Raw genomic sequence first — 20,734 nt, forward strand, 5'->3', positions numbered from 1 at the left:
TCTATGACTGCCATTGACATCTTTTTACTGTTTATACTGCTCATTGGAGGGCTAAACGGTTTGCGTCAAGGATTTATTAAAGCCTTTGCGAACTTAGCTGGCTGGATTTTTGCGCTCATTGTAGCAGCGAAATATTCAACACTACTTGCGCCTTCCATGACTGCTCTCAGTACAGATCCAGTGGTACAAAAAATTGCAGCATTTGCTTTCATCGTCCTCATGATTGTGGTTTTGACCTGGATAGTAACCTTCTTGCTCAACCGTGTGATGAAAACCCTGAAACTGGGACCTTTAAACCGTCTTGCAGGTGGGGTGTTTGGCAGCCTGAAAGGGCTGCTGATTGTCCTGATCACCATGCAGGGAATCGGGCCGTGGGTAGAAAGCTCACCACACTGGAAACAGTCCAAAGTAATTCAGACTTTGCTTCCTTATGCGCCATGGGCGACCCAGATGTCCAAAGATGCTGCAAACGAGGCCCTACAACATATCAAGTCGGAAGATTCCAGAAAATCTTCAGATGTATCAGCTGAGCCTGCTGTAAAGAGCAAATCATCAGCTGAGTCTACGAATAATCCTTTTTATTAATCCTAGCTTGTCTGCGAGGTTGCTATGTGTGGAGTGGTTGGTATTGCTGGTAAATCAGCTGTTAACCAAATGTTGTTTGATGCATTAACGATGTTACAACATCGTGGACAGGATGCAGCTGGGATTGTAACTTGTCATGAAGGTCGCCTGTTCCTTCGTAAAGATGTTGGTATGGTGCGTGATGTATTCCATACCCGTCATATGCGTGCATTACAAGGTAATTACGGTATTGGCCATGTGCGTTATCCAACTGCGGGTACCTCAAGTAGTGCTGAAGCGCAGCCGTTTTATGTGAACTCTCCTTACGGGATTACGCTGGCACATAACGGTAACCTGACCAATGCTGAAGAAATTCATGATGACCTGTTCAAGACTGACTTACGTCATATGAACACCGATTCTGATTCAGAAGTTCTGCTCAACGTATTTGCGCACGAATTGCAGAAGCGTGGCAAACTGGTACCGACCTCTGAAGATATCTTCCATGCGGTAACACGCGTGCATGAGCGCTGCAAAGGTGGTTATGCAGTTGTTGCCATGATTACAGGTCAAGGAGTGGTTGGTTTCCGTGATCCTAATGGTATCCGTCCGTTGATCTACGGTTCGCGTGAAACTGAAAACGGTATGGAATATATCATCGCTTCTGAATCTGTAGCGATTACAGCGTTGGGCTTTAAAGTTGAACGTGATATCGAGCCAGGTGAAGCTGTTTTTATTGACTCTGAAGGGAGCTTCTTTACCAAGCAATGTGCTGCAAAGCCAGAATACCGTCCATGTATCTTTGAATATGTGTACTTTGCGCGTCCAGATGCAATCATTGATGGTATTTCAGTGTATAAAGCCCGTCTGAAAATGGGTGAGAAACTGGCCCATAAAATCCTGCGCGAGTGGGGTGATGAACATGATATCGATGTGGTCATTCCAATTCCGGATACATCACGTACTTCTGCGCTTGAACTGGCAAATACGCTGGGCGTGAAATTCCGTGAAGGTTTCATGAAGAACCGTTATATCGGTCGTACCTTCATTATGCCTGGTCAGCAACTGCGTAAAAAATCAGTACGTCAGAAGCTGAACCCGGTTGAGCTGGAATTCCAGGGTAAAAACGTTCTATTGGTCGATGACTCAATTGTTCGTGGTACCACGTGTAATGAAATCATTCAGATGGCGCGTGATTCCGGTGCGAAAAAAGTATTCTTTGCGTCTGCTGCACCAATGGTGAAATATCCGAACGTGTACGGTATCGATATGCCAGCCAAATCTGAACTGATTGCATCTGAACGTAGTGTTGAAGAAATTCGTGAAATTATTGGTGCTGATCGTCTGATTTTCCAGGATCTGGAAGATCTGAAAGATGCAGTACGTACCAAGATTGTACCGAACCTGCGTGAATTCGACTGTTCTGTATTTGACGGCGTATATGTGGCTGGCGGTATTGATGAAGCATACCTTGACCAGTTACAGCAAAAGCGTAATGATGGCGCCAAAAAAGGTGACAAGTTTATTGATGTAAATATCGATGCAGCATCAGTAGACCTGACTGGCGTGCGCGAAGTCTAAGTCTTTAAAATCATGAAAAAAGCGGGAATTTCCCGCTTTTTTCATTTATGATTGGGCAAAGCTAGAACAATGTGATCAGGGTGAAGCATTGAAAAGCGTAGGATATGCGTTTATCAAGAATAAAAATATGCTATGGCCAGCCAGTGTCTGTCTGATTGCTGTGCTATTGACGATAGCAATTATTAATACTGTCGTTGGTTTACTGGTCTATTATTTTGATCCTGCTCAATCTATTTATTGGCATGTGCTGAGTCCTTATCTGATTGCTCTGGTCGGTTCGATCATGGTGGTGTCAGTACTCTATGAATTTTATGTCTTTCGTGCTGGTGGGTATTCCTTGGCACGGCAGATGGGTGCACGTCGCCTGAGTCTGATTGAAAGCGTACCAGAAGAAAGCGTTGCTCTGAAGATTGCTGAACAATTGGCAGATACTTTTCTGATTGAGCCTCCTGCGGTGTATGTTTTGCCTGATGAGGTCGGGGTCAATGCACTGACTGCTGGTTTTAACCCGGGAAATACTGCCATTATTCTGACTTGGGGAGCATTGCAGAATCTGGATGAAATTGAACTGTATGGTTTATTAAGCCATGAGTTTAACAAGATTCTTTCTGGTGAAGCGGCAGAAAATACCCGGCTCAAGATTCTCTACAGTAGCCTGACTACTTTTAGTCAGTGGGGCAGTAAGATTGCCAAACGGGGATTCTATCGGAATGGTATGCCGGCAGAAAACAAGTTTGAGACTCTGTTTGTGGGTATTGGTGCGGTGATCTGGCTGATTGGTAGCTTAGGCGTGCTGATTACCCGTTTCATTAAATATATTTCGCTCGGTGGCAGAACTTTCAAGAATGATCAGAAAACCCGTCGCCTGATTCAAAATGATGCCAATGTACAGACTTTGCTGCGGATTTATGTGCATCATTCCGGTTCACAGATTCATAGTGAATATGCAGAGTCGATTTCACATATGTGTTTTGCTAACTCACTCAGTCAGCAGAACTGGCTGAATATTCATCCCAGTATTGAGCAGCGAATCTATGAAATGAATCCCTCCCTTATTCAGGATCTGCAGCTTGAAAACCTAAAAAAACTACAAAATCAGCCTTTATTTAGTCTGTTTCGGTCACTCGAAGAAATGGCGGTCACAAGTGCAGCTGCTTGGAGTTCGCCACAGCCATTGCCTTTACTACGTCTGTCTCCAATCAGTTTTGCAATTAAAGATGCGGTTAAACCACTGAATCCGGAGAATCGTGCCAATACGCCACGACCAGAACTGATTGAACGCGCATTACAAACTGCAACTGGGTCACGAGAGGTCATGGTTGCAATTCTGATGATCCGGCAATATCGGGAATTTATTCCCACCGATGCTGAAGTCAGCCGGGCCATTGTAGATTCATTGTTAAATCTGGATGGGCGTGTGCATATCTCGATTTTTCAGCAAGCCTGCAAAAATATTGGTGGCATGCCGACCACGGTAGCACGACAATTCGTGATGAAACTGGCACGGATTATTCAGGAAGATGGTGAAATTGGTCTGCTAGATGCCTTGTTGCTTGAATGTGTGAAATATGAGCTGAATCTACTCCCCGTACATACCCCGACGGCACTGGAAGAAGTTAAACCACAAATCGTACGCCTGATTGATGCATTGCTGCATGTACAGCAGATCAATAGTGATAATCAGCTGGATGTTCGCGAGCGCATTTTAAAACGTATTCTGACTCAAAAAGAACTGGAAATGTATACCGAAATTTCAGATGAGCCGATTGATCTGGCTGAAATTCTGAATGATATTTCTGGCCTGTTGCTGCGTGATCGACTGAGTATATTGGGCATTGCAGAAATCTGTCTCTGGAATGATCGGATCATTACTCAAGATGAATTCGACGTGATGGAATTACTGTACTGGCGTTTGGGTTTTGAAGTAGATGAAATTGTGGATCAGATGCAGAAAAAGAACAGCATCATGATTATCTAATCCAGACTTGAAAGTGTTTGTTAACTCACGCACGATCTTTAAATAATGTTTGAACCTGCATGTAAATAACCCGAAGAGAACGACTAAAATCAGATTCGCTACAAATCAGTTGTAATGTACAGTGAAAAATCCGAAAAAGTTCGGCAAAGGAAGTGGATTCCCGCTAAAATATTCAGCCTGAAATAGGTGATGAAGACATGATGATAGGGCATCAGCGTGACATACTGGCGACACTGGGAATTGATATCTGGATTCCTCGGGCGGAGCCGTGTCAATCGCACCAGCCGGCGCTTTGGCGTGACCAGTCACAACCTGAAGTCCTGAGTGAAATCATCCTTCCTGAGCTCAAAGCTGAAACCTTGGTGATTGAACGTTCTGTTGTATCTGAACCTGTAGAAGTGCCTGCACCAGTTGTTGTAACGCCAACAATGGAAATACAGTCGCAGCCAGAACCGGAGCATGAACTGCGCGAAATTGTTGAGGTCGCGCCTTTTAGTATGCAGGCATTAGGTCTTGCGCACTGTATCATTATCATTGATGCCACAAGCTTAACTGAAGATCAGCAATTACTGTGGTCGAATATCCAACGTGCAATGTTGGGTGAGTTTGCAGAGCTGAACTGGCCATTTCCTTGGGATAATGTGCAGGATGGACGCGGCGTGGAGTCTTATATCCAGGGTTTTCTGGATGGCATGAGTCACGATAAAAATATTATTTTTCTTGGTACTGTTCCACATCTTTCAAACAGTAAAATTACCCAGTTGGCCTCCCTGCAGGAGATGCTGGATCGGCCAATCCTTAAAAAGCGACTCTGGCAGTTTATGCAAAGTAGGCCTGTCAGCATGGAATAAATAAGCATGAAGCAAAAAGTTGTTGTATTTAGTCAAATTCATCCAGAGATTCAAGCCAAACTCGAACAACAATATAATGTGGTATATATCCGGCCCAAGCTGGGTGATGTCAATCAACAGATTTTGCAGCATGCACAAGATGCAGATGGCATGATTGGCGCAGGACGACTGCTCAATCGAAATAATCTGGAAACTGCGACTAAACTAAAAATCATCTCCAGTGTCAGTGTTGGCTACGACAATTACGATCTTGAATATTTAAAAGAAAAGAAAATTTATCTCACTCATACACCACATGTGCTCACTGAAACCACAGCTGATCTTGCATTTACTTTACTCATGGCCGCAGCGCGTAAAGTAACTTATTTAGATCAATGGACCAAGCAAGGACAGTGGCAGCGTACCGCCAGCGAAGCAGAATTCGGGGTAGATATTTTTGGCAAGACTTTAGGAATTATTGGATTAGGTCATATTGGCGCAGCAATCGCGCGACGTGGCTTTCATGGCTTTAATATGAATGTGCTTTATCATAACCGTCGTGAAAAGCTGGAGCTGGCGCAAGGCTTAAATGCAGAATATTGTGATTTAAAATCCTTATTACAGCGTTCTGACTTTGTAGTAGTAGCGGTTGACTTGAATGCAGATTCCAAAGCACTTGTTGGTGCAGAAGAACTGGCATTGATGCAGCGCCATGCAGTCTTTGTGAATATTTCCCGTGGTTCAGTTGTCGATGAGCAGGCACTGATTCAGGCTTTAAAAAATCGTCAGATTTTTGCCGCAGGGCTGGATGTCTATCAAAAAGAGCCATTGCAAGAATCAGAGCTATTTAAACTTGATAATGTGATTACCTTGCCGCACGTAGGTTCGGCAACTGCGCAAACACGTCAGCGTATGGCAGAACTGGCATATCACAACCTGGTGGATGCTTTGCAAGGACGTGTACCACGCTATGTAGTTAACCCGCATTTTAAATAATATTAAATAACATTTCCTTGCGTTTATGCCCTTTTTTCAATGGTATATTCAAGCAGGTTTCGTAATCAGGCTTAGAGATTTATTCATTGAAACGTTTGGTTTTGGCTTGTGGATTAAGCGCATGTATGGTGATAGGGCATACCGCTTCCGATACTTTTAACACCCAGTCTAGTCAGTTTACTGTTCCAGAAATTGGAGCAGGTGTAGGGCTGATAGATCAGCAAAAAGAGCGCATGATTGGTGAAAAGGTTTATCGTCAAGTACAGAAACAATTACCTGTGGTGCAAAATCCCTGGATGGAAGACCAGTTATTTTCAGTGTTTTCACATATTCTCAGCCAGACTCAATTACAGCAACCAATTGGCCTGGTTGTGGTTAATGATCCCCAGATTAATGCTTTTGCTGTGCCTGGTGGCTTATTTGCCTTAAATATGGGATTACTCAATTCAGCGCGTAATATGGATGAAGTGGCCGGTGTGATGGCGCATGAAATTGCACATGTCACACAACGTCATTACAGTCGATCCCAAGAAGCATTTAAAGGACAGGGATTATTAGCACTCGCGGGAATCCTGGTCGGAGCCTTAGTGGCATCGCAAGCAGATGGCGATGCGGGTGCAGCCGTAATGATGGGCTCACAAGCAGCTTTAATGGATCAGCAGCTTTCTTATAGTCGTAATCAGGAACGTGAAGCAGATCGGATCGGTATGCAGTATATGTATGCTTCGGGCTATAACCCGCAGAGCATGGCTGATTTCTTTGAGGTGATGCATCGTTCAACCAGCCGTTTAAGCTTTCTGCCAGATTTCTGGTTTACTCATCCCTTAACGACTGAGCGTATGAGTGAGGCGCGTTTACGCGCCAATCAGATGCCGAAAGTTAAACCAAAGCTGATAGACCAGAATTTTGAGATTATTCGTTGGTATAGCAAAGTACTGTCCCGTCAGACGACTGAGCAGCAATTAAAAATTTTAGCAGGACAAAACAGTTTTGCAGGGCAATTGGCACTCACTGCTTACTATCTGCAACAAGGTGATGAGGATAATGCACAACAGGCATTAGACCAGGCAAAAAAGCATAATCAGATTCATCCTTTGCTGGTGCTGTTTCAGACCGATATTTATCTCGGGAAAAATCAGCTGGAGCCAGCTCTGCGTAGTGTGCGTTCTGCAGCATCCATTATGCCGGAAAACCGGGCACTCAATTATAAATATGCAGAAGTATTGATCCGTATGAAGCAAACCGATCAAGCTAAGATGATCGTGCAACGTTTCCTGAATGCGAATTCACGTGATTTAAGTGCCTGGCGCTTAATGCTGTCAGCAACCAATGCCGAGCCTGTATCTGAGATTAAAACCATTAATGTGCTGCGTTACCGTGCTGAAGTGGAATATTGGACGGGAAATGAGGAGGCAGCTATTAAATCCTTACTACATGCACAGCGAGTTAGTAAGAAGAATCAGTCATTGTCTGCAAGTATTTCACAACGTTTAAAACAGATGCAGCAGGAACGAAAATACAAGATTTAATCTTCTCATAAAAATTACTTACTAAAGCTGTGAACTACATCAACCTCTGTGCTTTATTTCAAGTTTGCCTTGTACTATGCTGAGTTGCAAATGAAAGCACATGAGAAAGCATGAATGAAAAGAACATTGTTGTGCCTGTTTCTGGTTTGGGGAATATCACATAGTTATGCAGCGAGCACTAAGGATTATGTGCGGGCAGTAGAGCGTATCAGCGATGAATATCACCAGCAGTCACGAGATTTTCTGCGCAGTTTAAATCCACAACAACAGAATTTAACTGCAGCACAACAGGTGGAATTTTGTGGGATCGTCAGGCGTTATGTAGATCAGCTTTATCAGGCAACTGATAAAAATCGTGATGCACTAGACTTTCAGCTACAAAAACTGACACGGCAAGATATTGTGGATCAGGTGAAATCTTCAAAAATGATGCAATTACTGCAAAGCAAAAATGTAAATTGTAATTTGTGATTTATTAAAATTAAAAAAAATTTGGATTGCTAAGAACTGGCTAGCAATTAAGTCAGTTCAACGCAAATAGAGATTTAAAGCAGGGGATTATGCCAGTTTAGCTTTGATTTTAGCTGAAACTTGTGCAGGATCGGCGCGCCCGGCTATGAGCGGACGCAGAGAATTCATCACCTTACCCATATCTTTCATGCTAGTAGCTTCTTGCGCTGTAATCGCTTGCGCAATGATGGAATCAAGTTCTTCCTCAGTCATAGCTTCTGGTAGAAATTGAGATAGAACCTCAACTTCGGCTTGTTCCTTACTAGCTAAATCTTCTCGACCGGCACCTTCAAAGGCTTTGATCGATTCTTTACGTTGTTTAATTTGCTTTTCAATGACCGCAAGAACCTGAGCGTCGTCAAGTTCTTTGCGCTCATCGACTTCGATTTGCTTAATTGCTGCCTGAAGACTACGAATTACCGTTAACTTAGCCATTTCTTTAGCACGCATTGTTGCTTTCAAAACTTCAGTTATTTGGTTTTTTAAAGTAGTCATTTATTTAGTCCAGGCAGTCAATCACAAATTAATCTTAGTAAAGGCGAGTCGTACGTACTGATTCACGCGCCAATTTCTTTTGGTAGCGTTTAACAGCAGCAGCTTTTTTGCGCTTACGTTCTTGAGTTGGTTTCTCGTAGAATTCACGCTTACGTACGTCAGCAAGAACACCCGCTTTTTCGCATGAACGTTTGAAACGACGGATAGCTACGTCTACTGGTTCGCCTTCTTTCAATTTAACTTGTGGCATGAAGAATCCTCATATCAGTTAGGGTAAGATCTCGGGCTGAATTGCCCTCAATCACAAGTGAAGGTCAGTATTTTACTCATTTACATCTCATATCACAAGTCTATAATAGTTGTCGCAATTGATTTGATACAGGTTATAGGCAGTTTAATGATCGTTTTAGGCTTAGAAACATCGTGTGATGAGACAGGACTCGCGCTTTATGATAGCGAACTGGGTTTACGCGGCCAGGTTCTGTACAGCCAGATTAAACTGCATGCCGAGTATGGTGGTGTAGTTCCTGAACTGGCTTCGCGTGACCATGTGCGTAAGTTAATTCCGCTCATGAATCAGCTGCTTGAACAGAGTGGTGTGAAAAAATCTGAAATTGATGCAGTGGCATATACCCGTGGACCGGGGCTGATGGGTGCGTTAATGACCGGTGCTTTGTTTGGCCGTACCTTGGCTTTTGCGTTGAATAAACCAGCCATTGGTGTACATCATATGGAAGGTCATATGCTGGCACCATTACTTTCGGCAACGCCACCGGAATTTCCGTTCGTGGCTCTTTTGGTGTCAGGTGGCCACTCGCAATTGATGGCCGCTTATGGCATTGGTCAATATGAGCTCCTTGGCGAGTCGATTGATGATGCGGCTGGTGAAGCTTTTGATAAAGTCGCGAAAATGATGGGCTTGCCATATCCAGGTGGTCCGAATATTTCCAAACTGGCTGAACAGGGCGATCCGAATGCATTTGCTTTTCCACGTCCAATGCTGCATCAAGGTTTAGAATTTTCATTCAGTGGTTTGAAAACTGCGGTTTCTGTGCAAATGAAGAAATTGGGTGATGAAAATCGTGATGCCGATATCGCAGCCAGTTTCCAGGAAGCGATTGTCGATACCTTGGGAAAAAAATCAGTTAAAGCTCTTAAACAAACCGGTTTAAAACGTCTGGTGATTGCGGGTGGTGTCAGCGCCAACAAGCGTTTACGTGAACGCCTAGAGGCTGACTTGGCGAAAATAAAAGCAACTGTGTACTATGCAGAACCGGCTTTATGTACCGACAACGGTGCCATGATTGCCTTTGCCGGTTATCAACGTCTGAAAGCAGGGCAGCAGGATGGATTGGCTGTCACTACGACACCACGTTGGCCGATGACCGAGTTGACGGATCCTCAAGCAGTTTAAAAATATATATAAGAAGGGGCGAAAAGCCTCTTTTGTATGTTCTGATCACCCAAGAAAAAATTAGTTTGAATAAGGCACCCAGACATTTTTCTGCACATTATATTCATATTGAACTAGATCAATATACGTCGATTCAAAAGAGGTATATTTGTCATCTTTTTTGATATGAAAACAATTACGGATATTGCTATAGGTTTGATGCGTACCAGGATGGTCACCGTCATATTGTGAGCCCATAAGACATACTCTTGAATCATTTAATGAAAAAGTATAGGAAGGCTTTTTTTTAAGATTGCCGTTATTATCTTCCCAACCCGTAAATTGATAGTTGAGCGGATAGCCAATACCTGTCTGAGTATCCAACGCAATCAGTTCTAAAGAATCAAGCGTGCCGGTATTTAACAAAATAAATTTGTGATCAAAATTTGCCTTTGATGTTTTTAATACATCTTTGTATCTTGAAATATTGCTTTTAGAGCAAAAATTTCCATTAAACAGATCAGAATCACAATCTGAAACTTCCCGAAAATTTGCATTAGGTTGTGCTTGAATCGAACTATATGAGATCAGTATTGAGCTGAAAAGTATTATTTTTTTAATCATAATTATATAAATAGATAAGTACTATAAGTAAGAGAATACAAGCTATTATAAAAAAAGTGGATAGCTTAAATCACATTATAAAGATCCATATTACTACAATTCAATCTAATATTTAAAAATCTGATTATTGGTGCAAGTAAGAAATATAGATATTAAATATTGAAATAAAAACCTCACCACCATTTGATGAGGTTTTTTATAGTTATTTACCAATAATATTGGACCAAAGAATATCATCTACTTTTTCATTAGCGAGATACACTCCAGCTTTTAATGATTGCGGGGAGTCTTGGCTAATCCTGGTGATTAGCCGCGAGTTAAATAAGCCTTTTTGATGTGTTATGCCGACACTCCCTTGCTCAGGCAAATGATGATAATTATTTGCCACTGTTTCCTTCATGATAAATGGAGTAGAACCTGTATCGAAACTAAAGGTATATCTGAAAGTGGCGTCTAAAGGTTGACCGATCACAGTACCCTTTGAATTTAAGGTTCGTATACCATGACTATCGTTGCCAAAGTCATCAACTAAACTAAAGGAATAATCTTTTAATTGTAGATATTCTCGGCTTTCAGCATTATAAACATCACCTTCTGGCAACTTATTGCTATCTGTTTTTACACGCTGGAAGCTCAGGTTGGAAATATCATAATTACGCTCTCGACCTGTGTCTGATTTAGAAGACGTATATTGAATCGAGCCAGAGATCAAGTATTGATCTTTCAAACTAAAATCCAAGTTATGGCCATAGCGTACATTGTCAAAAGAAACGGTGGTTGTATTGCCATTAGTAATTTGTGTGATTTTAGAACCTGCTACAAATGTTTTATCCAGAACAATACAAGTTGCTTTGTTCGGCTTTAAGGTTAGTGTCTTGGTATTACCATTTGTTGTAACTTCAGCACATGTTAAATTACCAATCTTGATACTGCTTACTCCAAGATTATAAATCTGCACAGCACGTCCTGTACGACCAAGGGGATAATCAGCAAAAATTTCTCCCACTATATGGGCTAAGGCTTCATTATAGTTGTGTGCAAGTTCGCTGGTACCTTCCTGGCCGGTAAGTTTATCTTTGATTTTATCAAGTAAGTCATATTCAGTGAAAGGAACAAAGTCATCAGGTATTTCTGGTGAAATTGCTTCTGGTAAATTTTCTGGCAAGTTGGCTGCTGGTGTCTTGCTGCTACTGCTTCCACCGCCGCCACATGCAATTAATAGAGTACTTAACAGTGCTACGCCACTCACTTTGAATCGAAGTGTCATGATTATTCCCTCAATATCTATTTTAAAATTTATGTAAATAGATGGTATTTTTCTTGATATCTCACTTTTAAGACATAGTGGTTTTTTAAATTCTAAAGTAACAACTACATCTCAAATTCATGGAAATTATGCATGATTATTGTAGGTTTACAATTTTGGATAATTAGGATGAAAAGAGTTAATCTTTTGATTATTAATAAGATTAACTTTATGAAATAATTTTTTTATTTAGAGTAAATACTCTAAATATTTTTAATAAACAATTACCTAAGTGCTCATATCCACTTTAGAAGTAAAATGAATTTATTAATAATTTGAAAAAGTTAGTGGAGAAATAATGGTAAAATTCAATGTATTTATTTTGTATTTATTTGTTTTATTGTGTAAGTTTATAAAGTGTGTTTAAAAGATAAAAAATCATAAAATTATTTTATATTTGAATGATTTTTGTAATTATTTTAAAGCTCAGTTTTGTTGAAAATATTTACATAGTGAAACAAAACCGAGCTGATATTTTTTTTAATTAAGTCAATTAATTTAAAGTTTTAAGCTGCTGCGAACCAATCCAGTGCTTTGAAAACTGATAAGCGGAACGACCTGAACGTTGACCTCGACCCTGGCACCAACGCAAAGCTTCAGCACGGGCTTCTGTAGTCAATTCCATTTCTGCCTTCTCAAGGTAATGCTCTACAATTTCCAGATAAAGATTTTGATCCATCGGATAGAAAGATAGCCACATACCAAAACGGTCTGATAAAGAAATTTTCTCTTCGATCGCTTCTTGAGGATGTAATTCGGTATATTGTGGAACATCTACTTTAGTAACGGGCGTATTTTCATGCATAAACTCTGGCAGTAAATGACGACGGTTACTGGTTGCATAAATCACAAAATTACTGGAACCGGATTGCAATGAACCATCTAATACACTTTTTAAACTACGGTAATTTTCATCTTCGGCATTAGAGGCCAGGTCATCACAATAAACAATGAACTTTTCCGGACGGTCGGCAATGAGTTTCTGGATTTCGGGCAAATCTGATAAATCATCACGTTCAATTTCAATCAGACGTAAGCCTTGATCAGCATATTCAGTGAGCAGGGCACGAACAATAGAGGACTTACCTGTACCACGCGAACCGGTGAGCAGTACATCATTGGCAGGCAGGTTATTTAGAAACTGTAAGGTATTCTGAATTACTTTCTCTTTTTGCTTTTCAATTCCTTTCAAATCAGCCAGTTGAATCACTCTCAGCTTATGAATTGGTTTGAGTTGGCCATCTTGCCATTTGTAGGCATAAGCAGAGAAATCCGGTACGGTTTTAACTTCCGGCAGGCTTTGCTGAAGCTGCTGAAGGACAGTAGAAAGGGCATTTAAAATATGGTCGGGTAAATCAATTGTAGCCATGATCTCAGATTACGCATTTAAATTATGCTCATGATACTACCATTGCAAAAAAAGCAGTCAAAGCTAGAAAAATGTTATAATTTGCCCAAGAAAGGAGATTTTTCGCTATTGTCCCGCACGTATGATCTGCCTAATTTAAGTATGTGACAGATCTTGTAGCAGCAAAAATAAACATAAGGATCACGCATAGCATGTTGTTAACAGATTTTACTCATCAGATTAATCCTCATCAGGCTTATCGCATCAAGAAATTAAAGCAACAATTGCAGACTGCGGAAACTTATGAGGAGTGGAAATGCATTGCGTTAAAACTGGATGAAGAATCAGGTGCGCAGGAATGGAAGCTTGATAACTCTTCCGATTATTTTGATGCAGAAGTGATTTCTCATCGTCTGGGCAAACTTCGACGATACCGCCTGCAAAAGCGTACTCGTGATCTGATGCATATCTTGCGAGAAGGGCTCAGTTATGACATTGCCAATATCGCGCATCCTTTATTATTTATAGAAACATATGTTGGCACTAAAAAAATTATTGAAGATTATGTTGAAGAAGTAAGTAAAGGACTGGCTTATATCGCTTCGCAAGAATGTGAATGTCTGACGCTCGAAGAAAAAATAGAATATTTCGAACGTTGCCAGCGTGCTTATGGTCAGCCAGCGCTGATGTTTTCTGGCGGTTCAACGCTGGGACTATTTCATACTGGTGTGTGTAAGGCGTTAATGGAACAGGATTTGATGCCGAAAGTGGTATCGGGTTCGAGTGCTGGTGCCATCATGACAGCCATGTTGGGGGTATCCAAGCCATCTGAATATCCAGATATTCTTCAGGGACACAATTTCTTTAATGAAGCCTTTCATTTTCGAAATTTTCGTGAGTTGATGAAGGGTAATGGCGGTCTGGCAGATGTGAAATACCTAAAAAAATTCCTGATTGAAAATTTAGGTAATCTCACTTTTGATGAAGCCCTTAAAAAATCAGGCTTACATATTAATGTCGCCGTTGCACCTTATGATGCGACTCAAGATGCACGGATTATGAATGCTTATACTGCACCAGATCTATTGGTTTGGAGTGCAGTACTCGCATCCTGTGCTGTACCGATTCTATTTCCACCTGTGCGTCTGACCAGTAAGCGGAATGATGGCAAATTTACACCCTATATGTCCTCGACACGTTGGGTCGATGGTAGTGTACGCAGTGATTTCCCACAGGAGAAAATGGCACGGCTGTACAATATTAACTATACCATCGCCAGTCAGGTGAACCCGCATATTGTACCTTTCATGCAGGACGATGCAGCCCGATTCCGTAAGGACATGCTGAGCTGGCCGCAACGAATTGCACGACGCCAAGGTAAGGTGTTTGCTAAAGGCATGATGGATTTTACCCGTGAGCGTGTAGGAAGTGTGCCGCCTGTACGCCGTTTGCTGGATCATGGTTATGGTGTAGTCGATCAGCGTTATTATGGTGATGTGAATATTGTCGGCAAATATGGTCTGCGTCATTATACTTATATGTTGCAAAACCCACGGCCACACCTGTTTAAAATCCTGCAACGTGAAGGTGAACGTGCCACCTGGCCGAAAATTTCCATGATTGAAACCCAAGAGCGAGTAGGGAAAACCATACAACATTGCCTGGAACTTTTAACCTATCAACATGCACCTGAACAGCAGAAAGAAGAATATATTCCAGTTGATATCTAGTCATGATCTAAACCAGATAAAATTTGAGCTAAACACAAAGCCACGAAGTCTGGCTTTTGGCCGTCGGCTCTATAAAGGCAGCTTGGATGGAGAAATTTACTGGCTTAAGGTGCAGCAGCAACATTCGACTGTATATAGTCAGCGTGGTTTTAAAAATGAATTCGGTTTTTATCAAAATTTATCTAATAATTTACTAGCCAAATTTCTGGCGCCGCATTTACTGATTAATTCAGAGATCACTATTGGTGGTGAAACTTTTCAACAGGGCATCTTGCTACAGGATTGTCCTTCTCATTTTGCGATTGATCCGGCTAATTTAAGCGTGTCTGATATTCAGAAACATTTGCTTGCAGCCTTGGATGCTGTGATGCAACTATATCAATGTGGCTATCTCCATCATGATTTAAAAGCAGAACATTTTGTCCAGTGCAAAGGGCAGGTCTGTCTGATTGATTTTGAACAGGCACATCGAATCTCGGATGAATCACCTCGAACATTAGATGCAACACCACGTTATATGGCGCCAGAATTATTTCACACCGAAGTAAAAACGATTCAATCGGATATTTATGCATTAGGAATCATCTGGCTGGAATGGTTAAGTCAGACACGACTTAATGCTGGAAATTATGAGGATTGGGCTTATCTACACTGTCAACGATTGGAAATTAATCTTCCAGAAAAATTTAGGTCTTTTCAAACTGTGTTAAAAGGCATGCTTGCTCGGCATAAGTCGGCCAGGGTTGCTGATTTTGAAGAGATCAAATCTGCTTTGTTAATTATAATCGACTGATAAAGATACAAAAATCAATACTTTGTTTTTTATTTAATCAAATGATAAGCGTTTTATGAAAAAGTTCTTGTCAGGCTAAAATGATCTCTATAATATACACAGCCATCGGGGACGTGGCGAAATTGGTAGACGCACTGGATTTAGGTTCCAGCGCCGCGAGGTGTGAGAGTTCGAGTCTCTCCGTCCCCACCAAATTTACTTATGAGAATGAGTAGAGATGGTCGAGTAGAGGATTGGTGTAATGGTAGCATGACGGTCTCCAAAACCGTTCGTCAAGGTTCGAATCCTTGATCCTCTGCCATTAAAGTTTGAGAAAGCCGGCGATAAGTTGGTACCCGATGGGGACGTGGCGAAATTGGTAGACGCACTGGATTTAGGTTCCAGCGCCGCGAGGTGTGAGAGTTCGAGTCTCTCCGTCCCCACCACTCAAAAGAGACAAGGTTGATGCCTTGTTTTTTTTTGCCTGAAATTTAACGGCAAGCTTTCATCTCTAATTCAGTTTTTGAAAAAAATACGGTTCTTTTAAACTCTATATCGATCATCCAGAAAAAAGCCAAACAGTTTAATGCATAAAAGGATAGCTCTTGCTCACTTGGAGATAGAAAAGGGTAGCCAGTTTTTATAAAGAATTCAGTTGGTAAAAAGAGCCAAGATTTATTGTGTTCTTTAAATCGATGATGATTGCTCATATGTATTATTATTTATGTAAGTGCACTCGAAATGGGTTGATCGAAAAAATTTGGATGAATAAAAGTTTTTGGATCAAATTGTTTTTAATTTTTTAAAATCTGACCATCAAAATACCTGAATGAATTAATTGCTTAATTTTTGATTAAATAAGGCTTTATTATTTATTTAAGCGCTTGTCAATAAAGCTTGATCTCTATAATATACAGTTCAGCGGGGATATGGCGGAATTGGTAGACGCACTGTGTTCAGGTCGCAGCGCCTTCTGGGCGTGAGAGTTCGAGTCTCTCTATCCCCACCAGATTTAAAAAAACAAGGTATTCAACCTTGTTTTTTTTTGCCTGAAATTTGGCAGAGTAGATGAATGAGTCTTTATTAGACCAAGTGAGTGGAATCGAAACGATAAAGAAACCTTTGATTCGCTATAGTTAAGTGAACAAGCAGAGAAGACGAAAAATGATTGCAAGGGGTCGATTGATAGAAAAAGAATAAAAATGATGCATTTCTCTGTATTAATTTGATGAAAAATAAAAAAATAGATTTAACTGCTTAATTTATAGCAGATTAGACTCTAATTGCTTGTAAAGTGGCTTGTCAAAGGGAAATGATCTCTATAATATACACAGCCATCGGGGACGTGGCGAAATTGGTAGACGCACTGGATTTAGGTTCCAGCGCCGCGAGGTGTGAGAGTTCGAGTCTCTCCGTCCCCACCAAATTTACTTATGAGAATGAGTAGAGATGGTCGAGTAGAGGATTGGTGTAATGGTAGCATGACGGTCTCCAAAACCGTTCGTCAAGGTTCGAATCCTTGATCCTCTGCCATTAAAGTTTGAGAAATCCAGCGATAAGTTGGTACCCGATGGGGACGTGGCGAAATTGGTAGACGCACTGGATTTAGGTTCCAGCGCCGCGAGGTGTGAGAGTTCGAGTCTCTCCGTCCCCACCACTCAAAAGAGACAAGGTTGATGCCTTGTTTTTTTTCGCCTGAAATTTTATAGCTATAAAAAAAGCCCATCGAAATGGGCTAGCTTTGCGTTAACTTAAGATGTTTGAATTGATCTTTCGCGTTAAAAGTGACGCAAATTAAGCTTTCAAATGGTCTTCGAATTCTTCACCCAATTGCATCGCAAGGGTATTACCAGAGAGATCACAGGTCACCAGACCATATTCTTTTTTAAAACTAAATGTAAAACCACGGTTGTCTGCCAAGGTACGTACGGAATACCCCAATTTTTCAAGCCATAGACGGAATGCCAGAAGATTTTTTGCTTTCACCACTTTTTTCACGAGATAACTCCTTCATCACTGTTCCTTAATAAATTAGGGTGAATAAAAAATTTTTAAAGGGGAAAATTTTAAAAATTCTTTAAATTTCCTGAAAATGCTTTTTTTATAGACAAATAATTGGATGAACTTTCACTAATAAATAGCTAAATTTATGATTTATGAATGCTTTCGGATGTTGTAACTAAATATTAGAAATCGCACTCTGATTGACTAAAATTTAAGCATAATAAAGTTTTGAGTATGTTGCAGCTAGGGGGAGTCTATAACTAATCGAATTGTTATTCATTTCAATTTGGGTAAAGATTGCAGCAATCATCTGATTGACCATTTTTTGCAATAAGTGGTCCTCGATCAATGTGTAGAATAATTTATACTTGCAAAAAATAGTGAGTCTGAATATGACACAAGTAAATATTGAACAGTATGTAAAGGATTGTATTGAACGTATGCAGCAAGAGGATCAGACACCGGTTGCTGTCATGTTGGGACATGAGGACTGGATTGAATTTACCGTACAGTCTCAAGTGGCATATACGCCATTCGGGAGCGCAAGACGTTATCAGCCAGCACTGGGCGGTTTATTACTGGTTCGGGTGGATGAAATGCATGCTTTACGCGTTGTGACCCAAGCAGAGCTGGATGCCTACGCGCAAAGCAATCAGATTCTCTAAAACCCTAATTAGAAATTGTCTTTCAAGGTTCTTAAACGGGCAAATTCTTCAACGCTGTCTGCACGCAAGAAAGGATTGGTTTTAAGTTCAATTTCAATCGTGCTGGGTAAGGTGCATTGGCCTAGCATTCTCAGACGTTCGACCTGTTCATGGCGCTCCTGAATTTCCAGATTATCCGGTTCTGCATGCAGTGCAAACTGGGCATTGGAAAGTGTATATTCATGTGTACAGTACACCTTGGTGCGCGGGGGTAATGCAGCCAGACGGGATAGAGAGTGGTACATCTGTTCAAAAGTACCTTCAAACACCCGGCCACAGCCCATCGCAAACAGGGTATCACCGCAGAACAGCACATCTAGAGCATCAATAAAGTAGACAATGTGGCCTAAAGTGTGTCCCGGTACACTGATGATACTGACCTCGATACCATGAAAATCGAATTCATCATCATGATCCAGAGGATGGCTGATGAATGGGATTTTACTCAATTCCTCACGAGGACCATATATCGGAATGTTTTTATCCTGAATCAGTTCGGGTACACCGCCAATATGGTCTTTATGCCAATGGGTTAACCAGATCTGCGCCAGTTCCAGCCTATACTGCTGGCAATATTCCTGTACCAGACCAGCTTCCGTGGGATCAACAGCCACGACCTGTTTGGAGTCTGTATGTTCCAGCAGCCAGATATAGTTCTGTAAGATATTTTTGACGTCTATACAGTGAATTTTGAAAGGCATCATTTCAGTTAAACCGTTTGAAGTTATTTAGTAAATTAGCATAATTACCCGGCATATGCAGATGCTGGATCGATGTTTATGGATGATTCATGTATCTGATTTTAAGAGTGTATAGGTTGGGTGATCAGTCTATATCATCCGCTGAAACCGGATCACCAATGCTATAAAAATGCCCCTCTGCAATATGGTGAATGCTGCGCCATTCACGCTCCACGTCCTGATAATACCAGTGTCCATCACGGAACACGCGCTCGTCAGCATAAGCCGTAATGACCTTGCCAATAAACAGGTCATGAGTTTGCTGATTATGGGGTTCAGGAATCAGTTCACACAGCAGCCAGGCTGCACAACCACTTACAACGGGAATGTCTGACTGATCAAACTGGAACAGTTCCACACCACATTGTTCTAACTTATCGGGTTGATCATGCATGCTGATCGTTCCAACGGCTTGCACCATGTTCAGCTGTTTAAGCGTGGGAACTTGCAAAGCAAAGTAACCAGAATTTTCAATAATTTTGCGGGTTTTGGTACTTTTATCTAAAACTACAGTGACTTTGGCTGGCTGGAATTCTAGTGCACAAGCCCAGGCTGCGGCCATAACATCCGTATTTTCCTGATCCTGGGCAGAAACCAGCACCGTTGGACCATGATTGAGCAAACGATAGGATTTTTCCAAGGGTACAGCTTTCAGATGGGGATTAGACATTGCAAACCTTAAAATAAACAAATGTACGTGCTAAAAATTATGCACTTATTGGCTTATTAACATATATAAATTTTTTTGGCGAAAAAAGCTTTTAAACTAAAGCGCTAAACAAAAGGAGTTTAAGCAATGAAAATGTATCAAGTGGATGCGTTCACTACGGAGCTATTCAAGGGCAATCCCGCTGCGGTGATTGTGCAGGATGAGTGGCTGGATGAGAGCCTGATGCAAAACATTGCGCTGGAAAATAATTTATCTGAAACTGCCTTTGTGAAGACCATTGATGCAGAAAACTATGAAATTCGCTGGTTTACGCCAACGAAAGAAGTTGATTTCTGTGGGCATGCGACCTTGGCCAGCAGCTTTGTATTATTTCTGGATTATACCTCGCATAAAACCATTCGATTTCATGTAAAAAATCTCGGTATTTTTATAGTTAGTCAAGATGAAGCTGGAAAAATCCGTATGAACTTCCCGATCCGTCGGGCAGTTTTGGTCGATGAATATCCTGCTATGTTGCGTGGAGCTTTGACCAAATCTTTTAAAAATGTCTATTTAAATGAACAGGCCTATATTATCGAATATGAGTCGGTACAGGATGTGCTGGATGAGGCTCCGGATTTTGAATTACTGAAACAGGTCAATGATCGCCGTACCGCGATTACTGCGACTGGCGCATTGCTGGATGTCGCCTTAACGGCGAGTGCAGAAAAGTATGACTGTGTATCGCGTTATTTTGCACCAAGTAATGGTATTAATGAAGATCCAGTGACGGGTTCAATTCATACCGGAATCGTGCCGATCTGGGCAGAAAAACTCGGAAAACAGCAGCTGGTTGCTTATCAGGGCTCAAGTCGGGGTGGTGTGCTGTATTGCGAGATACAGGATAATGACCGGATTGAAATTTTAGGTTATGGCAAGCTGTATATGAAAGCTGAAATTCTGCTTTAATCAGATAGAATA

20 protein-coding genes and 7 tRNA genes are annotated in these 20,734 nt (G+C 41.3%); 19 read left to right on the forward strand and 8 right to left on the reverse strand.

From position 1 onward, the window contains the following. Nucleotides 1-3 precede the first annotated feature (3 nt). From ACS72_RS10395 to ACS72_RS10425, 7 genes are all read left to right on the forward strand, one after another. On the forward strand, nucleotides 4-585 hold the full coding sequence (locus ACS72_RS10395; RefSeq protein ID WP_004812336.1) for a CvpA family protein: 582 nt from the start codon (nucleotides 4-6) through the stop codon (nucleotides 583-585). Nucleotides 586-609: 24 nt separating this feature from the next. After that, nucleotides 610-2,145, forward strand: coding sequence for an amidophosphoribosyltransferase (purF, locus tag ACS72_RS10400; RefSeq protein WP_048882066.1), 1,536 nt, complete (start codon nucleotides 610-612; stop codon nucleotides 2,143-2,145). A gap of 88 nt (nucleotides 2,146-2,233) precedes the next feature. After that, nucleotides 2,234-4,123, forward strand: a complete 1,890-nt coding sequence (locus ACS72_RS10405; protein WP_171249861.1) for a M48 family metalloprotease — start codon at nucleotides 2,234-2,236, stop codon at nucleotides 4,121-4,123. A 200-nt stretch (nucleotides 4,124-4,323) separates the two neighbouring features. Beyond that, the gene (locus ACS72_RS10410) at nucleotides 4,324-4,974 is read left to right on the forward strand and encodes a hypothetical protein (RefSeq protein ID WP_048882093.1); all 651 of its coding nucleotides are present in this window, start codon (nucleotides 4,324-4,326) and stop codon (nucleotides 4,972-4,974) included. Between the two features lie 6 nt (nucleotides 4,975-4,980). Continuing rightward, nucleotides 4,981-5,949 carry a D-glycerate dehydrogenase gene (locus tag ACS72_RS10415; protein WP_048882068.1) on the forward strand — a complete coding sequence of 323 codons (969 nt, stop codon included), beginning with the start codon at nucleotides 4,981-4,983 and terminating at the stop codon, nucleotides 5,947-5,949. Between the two features lie 86 nt (nucleotides 5,950-6,035). Continuing rightward, a complete protein-coding gene (locus ACS72_RS10420) occupies nucleotides 6,036-7,478 on the forward strand; it encodes a M48 family metalloprotease (protein WP_212749365.1) in 1,443 nt (480 codons plus the stop codon). Between the two features lie 114 nt (nucleotides 7,479-7,592). Then, nucleotides 7,593-7,949 (forward strand): hypothetical protein, encoded by a 357-nt coding sequence (locus tag ACS72_RS10425; RefSeq protein ID WP_004894196.1) that lies wholly within the window; start codon nucleotides 7,593-7,595, stop codon nucleotides 7,947-7,949. Nucleotides 7,950-8,036: 87 nt separating this feature from the next. Here the strand turns inward: ACS72_RS10425 and ACS72_RS10430 are convergent, their stop codons facing one another. Further along, nucleotides 8,037-8,483, reverse strand: a complete 447-nt coding sequence (locus ACS72_RS10430; RefSeq protein WP_004812350.1) for a GatB/YqeY domain-containing protein — start codon at nucleotides 8,481-8,483, stop codon at nucleotides 8,037-8,039. 34 nt (nucleotides 8,484-8,517) lie between these two features. Next, nucleotides 8,518-8,733 carry a 30S ribosomal protein S21 gene (gene rpsU / locus ACS72_RS10435; protein WP_001136722.1) on the reverse strand — a complete coding sequence of 72 codons (216 nt, stop codon included), beginning with the start codon at nucleotides 8,731-8,733 and terminating at the stop codon, nucleotides 8,518-8,520. A gap of 147 nt (nucleotides 8,734-8,880) precedes the next feature. On the opposite strand from rpsU, the gene tsaD reads away from it, so the two are divergent. Next, nucleotides 8,881-9,897, forward strand: coding sequence for a tRNA (adenosine(37)-N6)-threonylcarbamoyltransferase complex transferase subunit TsaD (gene tsaD, locus ACS72_RS10440; RefSeq protein WP_048882069.1), 1,017 nt, complete (start codon nucleotides 8,881-8,883; stop codon nucleotides 9,895-9,897). 60 nt (nucleotides 9,898-9,957) lie between these two features. Here the strand turns inward: tsaD and ACS72_RS10445 are convergent, their stop codons facing one another. The 3 genes from ACS72_RS10445 to ACS72_RS10455 form a co-directional block, all read right to left on the reverse strand. Next, nucleotides 9,958-10,500 carry a hypothetical protein gene (locus ACS72_RS10445; RefSeq protein ID WP_048882070.1) on the reverse strand — a complete coding sequence of 181 codons (543 nt, stop codon included), beginning with the start codon at nucleotides 10,498-10,500 and terminating at the stop codon, nucleotides 9,958-9,960. 202 nt (nucleotides 10,501-10,702) lie between these two features. Beyond that, entirely contained in the window at nucleotides 10,703-11,767 is a 1,065-nt protein-coding gene (locus tag ACS72_RS10450) for a hypothetical protein (RefSeq protein ID WP_048882071.1), read from the reverse strand. Nucleotides 11,768-12,299: 532 nt separating this feature from the next. Then, on the reverse strand, nucleotides 12,300-13,175 hold the full coding sequence (locus ACS72_RS10455; RefSeq protein ID WP_048882072.1) for an ATP-binding protein: 876 nt from the start codon (nucleotides 13,173-13,175) through the stop codon (nucleotides 12,300-12,302). Nucleotides 13,176-13,366: 191 nt separating this feature from the next. Here ACS72_RS10455 and ACS72_RS10460 point away from each other — a divergent pair, with 191 nt between their 5' ends. The 9 genes from ACS72_RS10460 (at nucleotide 13,367) to ACS72_RS10500 (ending at nucleotide 17,313) form a co-directional block, all read left to right on the forward strand. Continuing rightward, entirely contained in the window at nucleotides 13,367-14,884 is a 1,518-nt protein-coding gene (locus ACS72_RS10460) for a DUF3336 domain-containing protein (protein ID WP_004812363.1), read from the forward strand. Between the two features lie 109 nt (nucleotides 14,885-14,993). Further along, complete coding sequence (locus ACS72_RS10465; RefSeq protein ID WP_249888275.1) at nucleotides 14,994-15,677, forward strand: protein kinase; 684 nt, start codon at nucleotides 14,994-14,996, stop codon at nucleotides 15,675-15,677. A 107-nt stretch (nucleotides 15,678-15,784) separates the two neighbouring features. Next, nucleotides 15,785-15,869: transfer RNA gene (locus ACS72_RS10470), tRNA-Leu, on the forward strand. Between the two features lie 35 nt (nucleotides 15,870-15,904). Next, nucleotides 15,905-15,978, forward strand: a tRNA-Trp gene (locus ACS72_RS10475). Nucleotides 15,979-16,017: 39 nt separating this feature from the next. Further along, nucleotides 16,018-16,102: transfer RNA gene (locus ACS72_RS10480), tRNA-Leu, on the forward strand. Nucleotides 16,103-16,579: 477 nt separating this feature from the next. Next, nucleotides 16,580-16,665 (forward strand) — tRNA-Leu (locus ACS72_RS10485). Between the two features lie 330 nt (nucleotides 16,666-16,995). Beyond that, nucleotides 16,996-17,080 (forward strand) — tRNA-Leu (locus ACS72_RS10490). A gap of 35 nt (nucleotides 17,081-17,115) precedes the next feature. Further along, a tRNA-Trp gene (locus tag ACS72_RS10495) sits at nucleotides 17,116-17,189 on the forward strand. Between the two features lie 39 nt (nucleotides 17,190-17,228). After that, a tRNA-Leu gene (locus ACS72_RS10500) sits at nucleotides 17,229-17,313 on the forward strand. Nucleotides 17,314-17,450: 137 nt separating this feature from the next. On the opposite strand, the gene ACS72_RS10505 is transcribed toward ACS72_RS10500, so the two are convergent. After that, on the reverse strand, nucleotides 17,451-17,654 hold the full coding sequence (locus ACS72_RS10505) for a hypothetical protein (RefSeq protein WP_004812366.1): 204 nt from the start codon (nucleotides 17,652-17,654) through the stop codon (nucleotides 17,451-17,453). 398 nt (nucleotides 17,655-18,052) lie between these two features. Here ACS72_RS10505 and ACS72_RS10510 point away from each other — a divergent pair, with 398 nt between their 5' ends. Then, on the forward strand, nucleotides 18,053-18,325 hold the full coding sequence (locus tag ACS72_RS10510; protein ID WP_048882074.1) for a hypothetical protein: 273 nt from the start codon (nucleotides 18,053-18,055) through the stop codon (nucleotides 18,323-18,325). A gap of 8 nt (nucleotides 18,326-18,333) precedes the next feature. On the opposite strand, the gene gloB is transcribed toward ACS72_RS10510, so the two are convergent. Continuing rightward, a complete protein-coding gene (gloB, locus tag ACS72_RS10515; RefSeq protein WP_048882075.1) occupies nucleotides 18,334-19,068 on the reverse strand; it encodes a hydroxyacylglutathione hydrolase in 735 nt (244 codons plus the stop codon). Nucleotides 19,069-19,189: 121 nt separating this feature from the next. Beyond that, the gene (locus ACS72_RS10520; RefSeq protein ID WP_048882076.1) at nucleotides 19,190-19,774 is read right to left on the reverse strand and encodes a flavin reductase family protein; all 585 of its coding nucleotides are present in this window, start codon (nucleotides 19,772-19,774) and stop codon (nucleotides 19,190-19,192) included. A gap of 126 nt (nucleotides 19,775-19,900) precedes the next feature. On the opposite strand from ACS72_RS10520, the gene ACS72_RS10525 reads away from it, so the two are divergent. Beyond that, complete coding sequence (locus ACS72_RS10525) at nucleotides 19,901-20,722, forward strand: PhzF family phenazine biosynthesis protein (RefSeq protein WP_048882077.1); 822 nt, start codon at nucleotides 19,901-19,903, stop codon at nucleotides 20,720-20,722. Nucleotides 20,723-20,734: the final 12 nt, after the last annotated feature.

The sequence above is a fragment of the Acinetobacter sp. VT 511 genome (assembly GCF_001077515.1).
Taxonomy (GTDB): Bacteria; Pseudomonadota; Gammaproteobacteria; order Pseudomonadales; family Moraxellaceae; genus Acinetobacter; species Acinetobacter schindleri.